Origin of the sequence: Microbacterium testaceum, assembly GCF_003075375.1 — a bacterium.
GTDB lineage: Bacteria > Actinomycetota > Actinomycetes > Actinomycetales > Microbacteriaceae > Microbacterium > Microbacterium testaceum_E.
On the sequence record NZ_QDFT01000060.1, the window covers coordinates 1 to 13,092 of the forward strand.

Genomic DNA, 13,092 nt, shown 5'->3' on the forward strand with positions numbered 1-13,092 from the left:
GTGCACGGCGTCGACATCGGGCCCGACCACCGACGCGTCGGCGGTGTCGCCCTGTACGCCGTGCACGGTGGACGCGTAGGCGAGCTGCAGGTGCTCGCGCGCGTACTCTGCGGACACATGCGCCACCTCGCCGCTGTCGCTCACGGAGGCGAGGGACAGGTACTCGTCGCGGATGCCGCGCACGATCCACTGCGCGCGATTCTCGACTCCCGTGAGCCGGTCGTTGCGACGGGTCTGGACGGTGTCTCCGACGAGGATGCGCTGCCGCCCGATTCCCCACGCGGCGACGCGGACGTCGAGCTCGCCCTGATCGACTCGCCGCTCCTGGATGGCGTCGTTGATCGCATCCGCCTCAGCATTCGTGCCGGATACCAGCGTCACCCGCTTGCCGCGTGCGTGCCAGTCGAAGTAAGCGTCGATCATCCGCTCGCGCGCCGCGTCGTGATGTTCGACCCGGTCGACGTGACCATGTTCGGCAAGCTCGCCCGCGACCACCAGCGCACGCTCGTGATCACCCGCATCCCGGAGCCGCAGTGTGAGCGCCGCGTAGCCGGGATCGCGGAACCGGTGCACCGTGTTGAGCTCGACCGCAGCGTTCGCGTGCCGGATCGCAAGACCCATCGCACCCGCATGTCCGACCGGCAACGCCTGATGCGTGTCACCCACGAACGCCAGCCCGACACCCTGCTCGATCGCGAGCTCGACGAGGACGTTCGCCGTCTGCAGGTCGACCTTGCCGGCTTCGTCGACCACGATCCAATCGCGAGAACGCAACACGTACCGGCTTGGTCCGCCGTACACGGCGCCCGTGCTGGCATCGACTTCTCCCACTCGAAGCCTGGTCCACACCTTCGCGCCGGCCTCGTCGGTGCCCCATCGGTAGCCATGATCCGAAAGCAAGGCATGAATACTGGATGCCGCGGCCCCGACCTCGCGAGACGCCACCGAAGCAGCCTTCCGAGTGGGAGCAACAACGAGCATCCGCCGCCGCTGCGAGGTGAGCGCGGCGAACGCAGCGCGCAGCATCGTCGTCTTGCCCGCGCCGGCGGGGCCGGTCACCGTCACGAGCCCGTCCGTGCCGGCGATGGCGCACGCGGCAACGCTTTGCGAAGAATCCAGCGCCGAGAGATCCGCCGTCTGTGCGAGCCGGCGCAACTCGTCCGGCAGTAGGGAGCGCCCCGGTTGAGCGAGCACGTCCAAGCGTCCGGCGAGACGCACCTTGGCGCGTACGGTCTCGGTTGCCATGAACGCCTTGACATGCGCCGGCGGATCGTCCGCAACGAGCCGGAAGACGGAACGCACGGCACGCTCCGTGATCTCGGTGATCACCTCATCGAGCCGGTCGCGCTCCGCGACGACGCCCGTGCGGGAGAGGGCGCGTATCGCGCCCGCGCGGATGTCGAAGATGCTGAACCTCCCGCCGCATGCGGTGAACCGCCCGTCCGCGTCGACGACCGCCTGTGCAGCGAGTAGATCCAGGTCGACGGCATTCAGGTCTATCGCAGCAATCGAAAGGGGTGCGCGGCGGGTGATCAGACTCGGATCGATCGCTCCGAGCTCGTCGCGGACGCGCGCCTCCCAAAACGCCTCATCGACATCAGCGGGCTTGTTCGGACGCGACACCGCCCACGCGCGTCGATCGATCTGCTGTAGCACCTCCGCGCTCGGCGCAGATCCCCCGTGCGCCGCCGACCACTCCGCGATCAGGCGAGCGCGGTTGGCTTCGATTTGCGCCGACCGTCGAGAGACGGGTCGGACGGCGCCAGCGAGTTCGGCGATCTCCCCATTGATGTCGAGCGTGTAGCCGTTCCGGGCGAGCACGGCGATCCAGGCCGGATCGGTGCGGGCGGCGAGTTCGCCTTCGGCGTTGACAACGGTGTGGAGTTTCATTGCGACGCGTGAGTCGAGGTTTGACCACTTGTTGTCCGCGCCGAGCACCTTGATGTTCAGCCAGAGATGACGGTGGATGTGGGGGTCGAGCGCCCGCGAGCGCCGATGCTGCAGCTCGACTACCTCGATGCGAGTGATCTCCTCGCGGATGAGCCCTCCGTGCCCGCGCCGCGCGTTGAGCTCTGCCTGCCAGGTAAGCAGGATGCGTTCACGTAGCCGGTCCTGGAGCGCTTCGAACTCCGCGGCGAGCTCGGGGTGCAGCAGCGCGGCGATGCTGTACGACTTCGGGTGGTTGAGGGTCCCGTCAAGCAGCAGGTCGGCGTCGGGGCTCAGCCGCTGATGGCCGCGCTCTTCCCCAGTGACCGGGTCGTGGCCGGTGAGCCAGACACGAAGGCCGCCAGCGGTGAGCTCGTCGGAGGTGATGACACCGTTCTCGACGATGAACCGCGAGACGGTCGAATCGGATGCGGCACTGTACCGTTCGAGCGCCTCAACGCCGGGGGAGTGCTGCAGGTGAGCATCGCAGGTGCCCTCGAGCGCATAGGCGATCGCCTGTCGAACCCCTCGGGATTCGACACCTCGCTTCCATCGCTTGAGGCCTCCACGCATACGGTCAGAATAGGGCGCGTTTTAGCGATTATCCAGGGATTTTCGGGCGTGCAGGTATGTGTAGGGAAGTGCTGCTTAAGGGCGTCGCTCACCCATGGTGCCTGCGTGCATCGCTCTCTCGTGCCGGTGCCGGTGCCGGTGCCGGTGGTCGTGGCGGTGGTCGTGGCGGTGGTCGTGGCGGTGGTCGTGGCGGTGGTCGTGGCGGTGGCGGTGTTCCATGCGACGTGTTAGCTCTGTGCTTCGACGGCACGTCTTCCTTGTAGATCCTCTGTTTAACGTGACGGTGGTACTCCGCTATGCCGACCATCCGCGGCCCTGACTCCCGAAATCGCATTTGGTGTGCTCCCGTCCACGAGTACGGTTCAGGTAGCCTCCGAGGATGACTTCGGCGGACAAGAGCCAGCACGATTTGTTGCATCACTACCGGATGCTTTGGTTCGAGTCCACAGCTGGCGCTATCGCTCCCGACAGGGCCGTCGCGAAGTGCCCGGGTCTCTCTGGGTTCTCACCCGTCCCGCGAGCCACACTTCTCATTGCCGTTGGACTTGGTCACATCCTTGGAATTGACGACGACGACCTCGCAGACGAATCAATGCTGACGACAGAGGAAGTCGCGCGGGTGCTCACGGATTGGTGGCGATTTGGGTTGTCGGAGCCAATCTCATCGACGGCGCTTCCCTACGCACTCCAGTCCCTGCTCTGGGCCTGTTCTGGCGTTGATGATCCCGACGCGGCCACCGTCGCTAGATCTGTCCAGTCTTCTCAACTGTGGGAGAGGCTGAAACGCCTCATGCCCGAGGTCACGGAGCCGCCCCGCGACTACAGAGGTGCGCTCGAGGAGGTAGCCACGCGCAGACCGGAACTGCTCTGCGGTGCAATGAATCACGAAGAAGTCATCAACCTTCTCCTTGACACATTCACTGCATCAGAAGTCGGCCTGGTGCTGACGGGTCTCGAGGTCTTGTACACCGTTTACTCGCAGCAAACTACCCCCAGTATTGCGGCCCTCGAGCGCTCGAGCGACGAGATCCATTACACGCGGCTGGAGGAGGGTTCCTGGCCGAGCTATGCAGGAGCAAAGGTCCCGAGCTGGGTGAGAGACACTGTCGCGAACCTGGGAGCCCGGCAATACTACGCATCGACAGGTCACGTGCCCGCCGTGTTCATCGTCGCGGAGTCCGCTGAGGAGCTGCGGGCATGGGAAGGATGGACGTATAGCCCGCGGTTCGGAACCGTGCCCGCAGAGGTCGACCGCTACGAACTTCTTCTGGTCCCCGAGTTCGACGACGGGCCGGGGTATGTGACCTTCCGCTATTCATACTCCTCCTACAGCACGCTCCAAGAGGTCCAGGTACTATTCGCCGTCGGGCTTCTGCGGATCGAGATGTATCGATTCACCCCTGGTGGTGAACTCGAGCATTGCTGGAACTTCGGAGTACCGCTTCCGCAAGCGGTGATCGAAGACGCAGCGCCGCAGGTATTCGCAGAGGGACGAGACCTGCCGGATCGGTTCGACTTTGGCTGGTCGGAGGAGGAGCATCTCGCTCGGCTGGCCATGATTGAGGCTTCCCTTTTCGAGGCGGTTCTCGTTCCAGGAAGCCGGAGGGCTAAAGCTCCAAGCTTGCAAGCGGCATGGGACCGTCGTTTGCTTGTTGTAGACCGAGCGGCGAAAGACTGGGCTGTGGGGGCGACTCCGGACCACGCGCTGCTCGAGGAGTCACACGAAGAGCTGTCACGCGAGGTATCGAAGACGATTCGTGAACCGGGTGTAATCGACCTCGATCTCCTCGGCCCGAACCGCGCGCTGTTGCAATTCCACGTCCGCTTAGGGTCGTGGCCGCACCTCCGGTGTGACGGCGCCTACAAGAATGATGAAGGGAATCTCCGGGCCGTCTCGCTCGAGTTCTCGACCTCAATCGAATTGGGGCGATCATTCAACGATGTGGGGCAGCTTTCCAAGTACCTCAGTGACGGCTTGGCGGAGCTCGCCGAGCTCCCCGCAGCTGGCGTCATAAAGGCGGTCCTGTCATGCGGCGCCGGTGTGTACAACGCGCCATTTCACGACGCCCTACTTTCGTTGGGGTTCGACGAGGTTAGCTACACGCATCGGGTCGCGACTCTTGAGCCTCGAGGCGCGTCGGATGTCAGCGGCAGTTGGATTCACGGATACACCGACGTAGGTTCGGAGTACTTGCCGGCAGTCACGGACGAGGTGGCGCTGGTTTCGAAACTCTTGGGGGAGCAATCGCCGCGTTCGGACGTCTGGCCGAGATATGTCCACCTCGCCGGACACGGAACGACTGGCGCTCGTGAATACGAAGTGAGCCTGAAGCTCGGCGCTGATCGCGACGCGATTCTGACGAGCGCCGGCATTTTGCTTGAGGTCGATGCAAGGTCATGCGACGTGGCCTACTTGTCTGCGTGCGACACAGGGGGCGGCCAGTTCGAGCTTGGCCAGCGAATCGAAGCCGTTCCCCTGGATGTCGCAGCGATTGAGAGCGGTGCGAGAACCGCGATCTCGACGTGCGCACCGGTGAACGACTTCATCGCTTGCCTCTTTGCAGGCGTATTCCACGCTCAGCTGAAGGATGGTTTCAGTGTGTGGAATAGCTACCAGACGGCACGCACGATCCTTGGCGGTGGTGTCGCGAAAGTCCCCTTGGACATGGCTGAGCTCTTTGATCGCGAGATCGAGTCCTGGCGTGATCGCTGGGTGAAGGCTAAAGCAGCCAAAGAGGATTGGCGCTTGTTCCGCCTCAGCGGGCGCCACTGGGCTTAGCTCCCATGCGACGATGTCGCGAAGCTTCACGCATGCCGGCACAACCCCTGAAGTAGGGGTACAGATCAGGTCACTCACCGCGACGCGCGCAAGCGGACGTCCGGGGCAGCGATTATTCTAGAGTTCCCGGAAGCCAGTGCTGACCAATCCGCGAACGCGACAAACACCAGTCGCGGCCATCCTGCTCAACAGATGCCCGTCGCTGGGACGGCGCCGCTCGATCTCACGTCGTGGGCACTGCAGGGTACGCTGCCTATCCTTCGTTTGAAGCACACTAGGCCAGGATGGAGGTCACGGCCGAGTGTCGGCCTCCGCAGTTCAGCCCCGGGAGCATCGACCAGTGGTCAACCATGTCAACTTCATTTGGAACATCGCCGAGTCTCTCCGTGGCCCGTTCAAGCCCTCCGAGTATGGGTCGGTCGTTCTCCCGTTCACGGTGCTCCGACGCCTCGATGCCGTCCTCGCCGACACGAAGGCCGAGGTGCTGAAGATCGCCCCGACCGTCGCGACGGCGCCGGAGATGTTGCAGCAGATGAAGCTGACGGATGCCGCGGGCCACCAGTTCTACAACACTTCCCCGTTTGACTTTGCCAAGCTCGTCGCGGACCCGCAGGATCTCCGGGCGAACCTTACTTCGTACCTGGCGGGCTTCTCCTCGAACGTGCGGGACATCTTCGAGCGGTTCGAGTTCGACAAGACGTTGAACAAGCTGGCCGAGAAGAACAAGCTGTTCGCGGTGACAGAGAAGTTCGCGCAGGCCGACTTCCACCCCCGCACAGTCAGCAACATCCAGATGGGTCTCGTCTTTGAGGAGCTCATCCGGTGGGCGAACGAGCGCTCCAATGAGACCGCCGGTGACCACTACACGCCGCGTGAGGTGATCGCGCTGATGGTGCAGCTACTGTTCGCCCTCGACGACGACGCCCTGTCGAAGTCGGGCGTGGTGCGGTCCATCTACGACCCCACCGCCGGCACGGGCGGGATGCTGTCGGTCGCGGACGAGTACCTACGCAAGATGAACCCGGGCATCCAGCTCAGCCTGTACGGGCAGGACTACAACGACCAGTCGTACGCGATCTGCAAGGCCGACATGGTCATCAAGGGGCAGGACGTCGACAACATCGCCCTCGGTGACACCCTCACCGAAGACCACTTCGCCGACAAGAAGTTCGACTACGGCCTGTCCAATCCGCCGTTCGGGGTCGACTGGAAAGATCAGCGCACCTACGTCGACGACGAACACACCAGGCTCGGCTTCAACGGACGATTCGGCCCCGGCACACCAGCCGTCAGCGACGGGGCGATGCTGTTCCTGCTGCACCTAATCTCCAAGATGCGCAAGCCCGAAGACGGCGGCTCCCGCATGGCGATCGTCCTCAACGGGTCACCGCTGTTCTCCGGAGGCGCCGGCGGCGGCGAGTCGAACATCCGCAAGTGGCTGCTCGACAACGATCTCGTCGAGGCGATCATCGCGCTGCCGAAGGACATGTTCTACAACACCGGCATCTCCACGTACATCTGGGTCCTCACCAACCGCAAGGACGAGAACCGCAGGGGCCTGGTGCAGCTCATTGACGGCCGCGAGATGTTCACCAAGCTCCGCAAGGGCCTCGGCTCCAAGCGCAACGAACTCTCCCCGGCAAACATCGAGACCATCGTCGGCATGTACGCCGCGTTCGAGGACGGCGAGCACTCGAAGATCTTCCGCAACGAGGACTTCCTCTACCGCACCATCACCGTCGAACGTCCCCTTAAACTCAACTGGCACGCCACCTCCGAACGCATCGACACCGTCTTCGAAGCCAAGGCCATCCAGAAGCTGAATGAGACAGATGCCGCAGCGCTCCGCGCCGCCCTCGACCGGCTCGGCGCTGACACAGTGTGGAAGAACCGCACCGCGTTCCAGAAAGCGCTGAAGGATGCCGCGAAAGCCGAAGGCCTCAGCCTCCCCGCGCCGCTGCTCAAGACGGTGACGACCGAGCTTGGTGAGCAGGATGACACGGCCGACACCTGCACTGACACGAAGGGCAACCCCGAGGCGGATGCGTCGCTCCGCGACACCGAGAACGTGCCGTGGGACGAGGACGCCGATGCCTACGTCGCCCGCGAAGTCCTCCCGTACGCGCCCGACGCTTGGGTCGACCACTCCAGGACCAAGGAAGGCGCGGAGATCCCCTTCACCCGCCACTTCTACCAGTACATCCCGCCCCGCCCACTCGAAGAGATCGACCGCGACCTCGACGCCGTCATGGACCAACTCCGCGCAATGCTCGTGGCGGTCGAGCAGTGAGCGAGGAGGAACCGACTCGCAAGCGACTTGAGTGGGCACCCGACATTCCGCCGGAATGGGATGTCGTCAACTTGAGGATGCTCGCGAGGATCTTCGCTGGCGGCACGCCCGATCGGAAGAACACCGACTACTGGACGGACGGCACCGTTCCGTGGCTCAACTCTGGGTCTGTGAATGACTGGGCAATTCGGGCACCGTCAGAACTGATCTCTCGAGCAGCCCTGGCCAACGGAGCGACCCGTTGCGCGCCGAAGGGTTCCGTGCTCGTGGCTCTTGCCGGACAGGGCAAGACGAAGGGGATGGCTGCCAGGCTCGAGATCGATAGCACTCTGAATCAGTCGCTGGCGGCCATCGTCCCACGCCCCTCGCTCGAGTATCGCTTTCTTCAGTACTGGCTGACGTCCAACTACCTGAACATCCGCGGGCTCGCTGGTGGGGATCTTCGCGATGGGCTCAACCTTCAGCACATCGGGTCGATTCAAGTGCCGAGGCCCCCTGTCGATGAGCAGCGGGCGATTGCGGGCTATCTGGATCGGGAGACGGCGCAGATCGACGCGTTCATCGCGAAGAACGAGGAACTCATCACCCTCCTCACTGAACGCCGCGGGGCGGCGGCGCAGTCAGAGGTCGAGCAGCATGTCGGCGAAGGATCACGCCTCAAGTTTCAGTTCCGGGAGATCGACGTGCGGGCTGGCAGCAGGTGGGAGGCTCTCCCTATGCTCTCGGTCTCCATCCACAACGGGGTTGTTCCGCGTGACGATGACTCCGAGTCGTCAAGCGAACTAAGCGATCTGTCGCACTACAAGGTCGCCCGCTCCGGCGACATCGTCCTCAACAGAATGCGCGCGTTCCAAGGTGGTCTCGGTGTCGCACCATGCACGGGCCTAGTCAGTCCCGACTACGCCGTGCTTCGACCGGCGGCCGACGTCGACCCCGACTGGCTTGCCCTCGTCATGCGTACGCCTCGTTTTGTCGGCGAAATGGTCCTACGCCTTCGAGGCATCGGGACGACGGACTCTGGAGCGGTGCGCACGCCGCGAATCAGTGTGGCGGATCTCGGGGAAATCATCGTGAGCGTCCCGGCTAGCACTGTGCAAAGCGCCGAACTGCGAGCGGTGACGACCTCCACCGACCGAATCGAGGAGGCGCTCTCGGTTGTGCGGCGAAGCGTCGAGCTCGCGCGTGAACGTCGTGCGGCGCTGATCTGCGCTGCGGTGACGGGGAAGATCGATGTGGGGGTGACGGTGTGAGTGGTGTTGCAGGGGCGCATCTGGAGTCGGTGCTGGAGAACGAGATCGCGGAGCATCTCGCCGTGAACGGCTGGGAGTACTCGCCGACCGACGCCGGCTACGACCGTGAGCTCGCGTTGTTCCCCAACGACGTGCTCGGTTGGTTGGAAGATTCGCAGCCCACCGAGTTCGCAAAGGTCGTCCGCCCCGGCGACACCAGCGCGCAGCGTGACGCGGCGAGCCGCAGCATACTGACTCGTCTGGCGAAGTCCCTCGATCTTGATCCGTTGAAGAACGGTGGGACGATCCGGATCCTGCATGAGGGTTTCTCGATGGTGCCGCTGCATGGGGGTGCGGTGAAGTTCAAGCTTGCGCAGTTCCGGCCGGCAACCACAAACAACCCTGACACGCTCGAGGCGTACGCGAAGATGCGGGTACGGGTGATGCGTCAGGTGCATTACTCGTTAAAGCATCCAAACAAGGCGTTGGATCTGGTGCTCTTCGTGAACGGCATCCCGGTCGCGACGGTCGAGTTGAAGACAGACTTTACGCAGCCGATCGGGAACGCGGTGAATCAATACCGGTTCGACCGGTCGCCGGCGGGTGAGCCGTTGTTCGGGTTCGCGAAGCGGTCGCTGGTGCATTTCGTGGTGTCGAACTCCGAGGTGCGGATGACCACGAAGCTCGCCGGCGCTGGCACCCGGTTCCTGCCGTTCAATAAGGGCGATGATGAGGGGGCGGGGAACCCGGTGAACCCGGATAGGTCTGCCTCCTCATACTTCTGGGAGGAGATCCTGCAGCGCGACACCTGGCTGCAACTGCTGGGGTCGTTCGTGCACCTGCAGGTCGAGGTCGAGCGGGACCCCGACACGGGCGAGAAGAAGAAGTCCGAGAAGGTGCTGTTCCCGCGGTACCACCAGTGGCGGGCGGTGACCCGACTGATCGAGGCGGCCAGGGCGGAGGGCCCGGGGAACCGGTACTTGGTGCAGCACTCGGCAGGGTCGGGGAAGACGAACTCGATCTCCTGGCTCGCGCACCGGCTCTCGCAGCTGCACGACGACGCGAATGAGCGGGTGTTCGACACGGTCGTCGTCGTGACGGACCGGACGGTGCTGGACAAGCAGCTGCAGGACGCGATCTCGCAGTTCGAGAAGCAGGCCGGGGTGGTGCAGCCGATCACGAAGGATGCCGGCGAGTCGAAGTCGAAGCAGCTCGCTGTGGCGTTGACCGGTGGGAAGAACATCGTGATCGTGACGATCCAGTCGTTCGAGGCGCTGATCACCGCGATCCAGACCCTGCCGGAGTTGCAGGGGCGCCGGTTCGCGGTGATCGCGGACGAGGCGCACTCGTCACAGACCGGGTCGACTGCGGGGGCATTGACGAAGGTGTTGTCGCCGGATGAGCAGGCCGCGGTCGCGGAGGGCGCCCCGATCAACTCGGAGGCGTACTTGCTGTGGGCGATGGAGGTCACCGCCTCCGCCCCGAACATCTCCTACTTCGCGTTCACCGCAACCCCGAAGGCGAAGACCCTCGAGCTGTTCGGGCGGGTCCCTGAGGGTGCGGGGCCGGATGTGACTCCGGAGCCGTTTGATCTGTATTCGATGCAACAGGCAATCGAGGAGGGGTTCATCCTCGACGTGTTGCAGAACTACATCCCGTACAAGGTGGCGTGGAAGCTGCAGCATCCCGATTCCGACTACGACGGTGCCGGTGAGGTCGACGAGTCGACCGCGGTGAAGGCGCTGGTGCAGTACGTCAGGTTGCATCCGACGAACATCAGCCAGAAGGCGAAGATCGTCGTCGACCACTTCCGTGCCTTCGTGCAGCCGCTGCTGGACGGCAAGGCGAAAGCGATGGTCGTCACCGGGTCGCGTGTCGAGGCCGTGCGGTGGAAAAAGTACCTCGACACCTACATCTTGGATGCCGGGGTGTTGGGGGTGCGGTCGCTGGTCGCGTTCTCGGGCACCGTCGAGGACCCCGATGATGTCGGAGAGGGGTTGACGGAGCGGAGCCAGAACCCGGGGGTGCCGTCGGATCTGGCGGAGGCGTTCAAGCCGGCGACGTACAACGTGATGATCGTGGCGGAGAAGTTCCAGACCGGGTTCGACCAGCCCCGCCTGGTCGCCATGTACGTCGACAAGAAGCTCGGCGGTGTGCAGGCCGTGCAGACCCTGTCCCGCCTGAACCGCACCTACCCGGGCAAGGACAAGACGTTTGTCCTCGACTTCGTCAACGACCCCGTCGAGGTGCTGGACGCGTTCCTGCCGTACTACCGGAAGGCGACGCTCACCGCGACGACGGACCCGAACCTGATCTACGACCTCGTGGTCAAGCTCGACTCGGCCGGGATCTACGACATGTCGGAGGTCGAGCAGGCCTTCGATGCGGCCCTCGCCGGTGGGGTGAACGCGAACTCGAAGGTATCGGCCGCCACCGCCCCGGCGGTGGACCGGTTCCAGAGGCGGTGGGTCGCCGCGGTCTTGGATAACGACAAGGCTGAGCAGGACGAACTGCGCCTGTTCAAGGCGGATGTGGGGAACTTCGTGAAGTTCTACGACTTCATCTCCCAGGCCCGCAACCTCGAAGACACCGACCTGCCCCGCCGGCACTACTTCTTCCGCCGCATCCTCCCTCAACTGTCCACCGCAATGATCCTTGAACCGGTCGACATCTCAGACGTGACGCTCGTGGGATACAACATCAGCGCGGGCGAGTCGGTGAAGCTCAACCTTGAGCAGGGACCGGGGCTGGATCCGATCACCGCCATCGGGTCCGGTGCGATCCACGAAAAGCACCGCTCCGCGCTTGAGGAGATTATCCACAAGCTCAACGAACGCCTCGGCGACAAGTACGGCGTCGGCGTCATCGACATCACCATGAACCACATCGTGGGCAAGCTCGCGCTCGATTACGACCTCGCACGGCAGGCGGAAGTCAACACGCCGCAGCAGTTTGCGGAGTCGCCGGCCTTGCCGAAGGCATTCAGCAAGGCAGTGGTGGAGGTGCGTGAGGAGACGCCGGCGTTCATCGACGACATGCTCAGCGACAGCGGCCTGTTCGCTGAGCTGGGGAAGGCGCTGCCGGCGATGCTATACGAGTACCTGAAGTCCAAGTCGGTCGAAAGGACCACGGGAGGGGGATCCGCCACGTGAACGTGTGGGGGGTACATAACAACACATTGACCACCGAGCTTGTCGACGAGGGCTTCATCAGCCTTGGCTGGGATGACCTCCCTGATCTAACCCAGATCGCGGCGGGGCGTGATGGGATCAAGGCTGCGCTCACTGCAGCCGAACCCGATGCGAAGGTGCGATCAATTGCTGGCCAAGCCGGGGTCCTCACTCGCTTTCGCGACGAAATGCAGATCGGTGATGTGGTTGTCGCACCATATAAGCCGGATTCGACGATCAACCTAGGCGTCATCGCCAGCGACTACTACTTCGAGCCCTTGGCGTCGGCTCACCGTCACAGGCGACGGGTCGAGTGGAAGCGCGTCGGCCTTCCTCGAACGTTGTTCTCACAAGCAGCGCTGTATGAGATTGGCTCGGTTCTCGCCGTCTTCCGCGTCCGACGGCACATCGACGAATTTCTCGCAGCACTCGAGAGCTCGGAAGAGTCTCTCGACGTTCTCGCCAAGAGAATCGACCTGGTGGCGGACCAGGCGGCGAGCGACGACGAGATCGACGAGCCTCGCGCGTCACGGATTGAACGACACACGCGTGACTTCGTCCTCGAATCACTTCACAAGCGACTAACACACCAGGACTTTGAGGAGTTCACGGCTGCACTGCTTCGCGCTCTCGGCTATCAGGCTCGGGTCACTCAGTACTCCCAGGATGGCGGTGTCGACGTCATCGCGCATCGCGATCCGCTTGGCGTGGAACCACCTCTCATCAAAGTCCAGTGCAAGCACCACACGGGCACGGTAGGCGCGCCGGACGTGCAACAACTGATCGGCACGCAAGGGCAGGGCGAGCTGCTGCTCTTCGTTACTCTTGGCGGGTATTCACGTGATGCTCTAGCGATCGAGCGCCAACGCCCCGGCCTCCGGCTGCTCTCTGGCGAAGATGTCGTCACGATGGTGCTGGAGAATTACACGGAGCTGCCAGAGTCGTGGCGGTCGGTTGTCCCGCTGACGCGAGTGCTCGTCGTAGCGGACATCGCGGAGGGATAGGAGTGCGCTCCAGGATTGAGGAGCTCGCGATTCGCGCTGACGTCTTTCGTTGGCTCGACGAGCAGTACTTCGAGAATGGTGGCTACGAGCTTTCGCGAGAGTTGCTCGAGTCCTACACGTT

General features: G+C 63.6%; 7 protein-coding genes. 6 read left to right on the plus strand and 1 reads right to left on the minus strand.

Features of this window, described 5'->3' with window-relative positions; translation table 11 throughout:
* Positions 1-2,499: AAA family ATPase (locus DC432_RS14820; RefSeq protein WP_116538527.1), on the minus strand; the 2,499-nt coding region annotated here is incomplete at its 3' end.
* A gap of 105 nt (positions 2,500-2,604) precedes the next feature.
* Here DC432_RS14820 and DC432_RS16875 point away from each other — a divergent pair.
* The 6 genes from DC432_RS16875 to DC432_RS14850 all read left to right on the plus strand — a co-directional run bounded on the left by DC432_RS16875 (position 2,605) and on the right by DC432_RS14850 (position 12,971).
* Positions 2,605-2,730, plus strand: a complete 126-nt coding sequence (locus tag DC432_RS16875; RefSeq protein WP_279304168.1) for a hypothetical protein — start codon at positions 2,605-2,607, stop codon at positions 2,728-2,730.
* 148 nt (positions 2,731-2,878) lie between these two features.
* Positions 2,879-5,278: a CHAT domain-containing protein gene (locus DC432_RS14830; RefSeq protein WP_116538529.1), complete on the plus strand. Its 2,400-nt coding sequence runs from the start codon at positions 2,879-2,881 to the stop codon at positions 5,276-5,278.
* A gap of 340 nt (positions 5,279-5,618) precedes the next feature.
* Positions 5,619-7,568 (plus strand): type I restriction-modification system subunit M, encoded by a 1,950-nt coding sequence (locus tag DC432_RS14835; RefSeq protein WP_116538530.1) that lies wholly within the window; start codon positions 5,619-5,621, stop codon positions 7,566-7,568.
* On the plus strand, positions 7,565-8,818 hold the full coding sequence (locus DC432_RS14840; protein ID WP_116538531.1) for a restriction endonuclease subunit S: 1,254 nt from the start codon (positions 7,565-7,567) through the stop codon (positions 8,816-8,818). Before DC432_RS14835 ends, DC432_RS14840 begins: the two co-directional genes overlap by 4 nt.
* On the plus strand, positions 8,815-11,949 hold the full coding sequence (locus DC432_RS14845; RefSeq protein ID WP_116538532.1) for a type I restriction endonuclease subunit R: 3,135 nt from the start codon (positions 8,815-8,817) through the stop codon (positions 11,947-11,949). The genes DC432_RS14840 and DC432_RS14845 overlap by 4 nt, the downstream gene beginning before the upstream one ends.
* 26 nt (positions 11,950-11,975) lie before the next feature.
* The gene (locus DC432_RS14850) at positions 11,976-12,971 is read left to right on the plus strand and encodes a restriction endonuclease (RefSeq protein ID WP_243393159.1); all 996 of its coding nucleotides are present in this window, start codon (positions 11,976-11,978) and stop codon (positions 12,969-12,971) included.
* Positions 12,972-13,092: the final 121 nt, after the last annotated feature.

Bases quoted from the DNA above. Each gene is read 5' to 3' on its own strand.
- DC432_RS14830 (WP_116538529.1), top strand. From the start codon at position 2,879: ATGACTTCGGCGGACAAGAGCCAGCACGATTTGTTGCATCACTACCGG.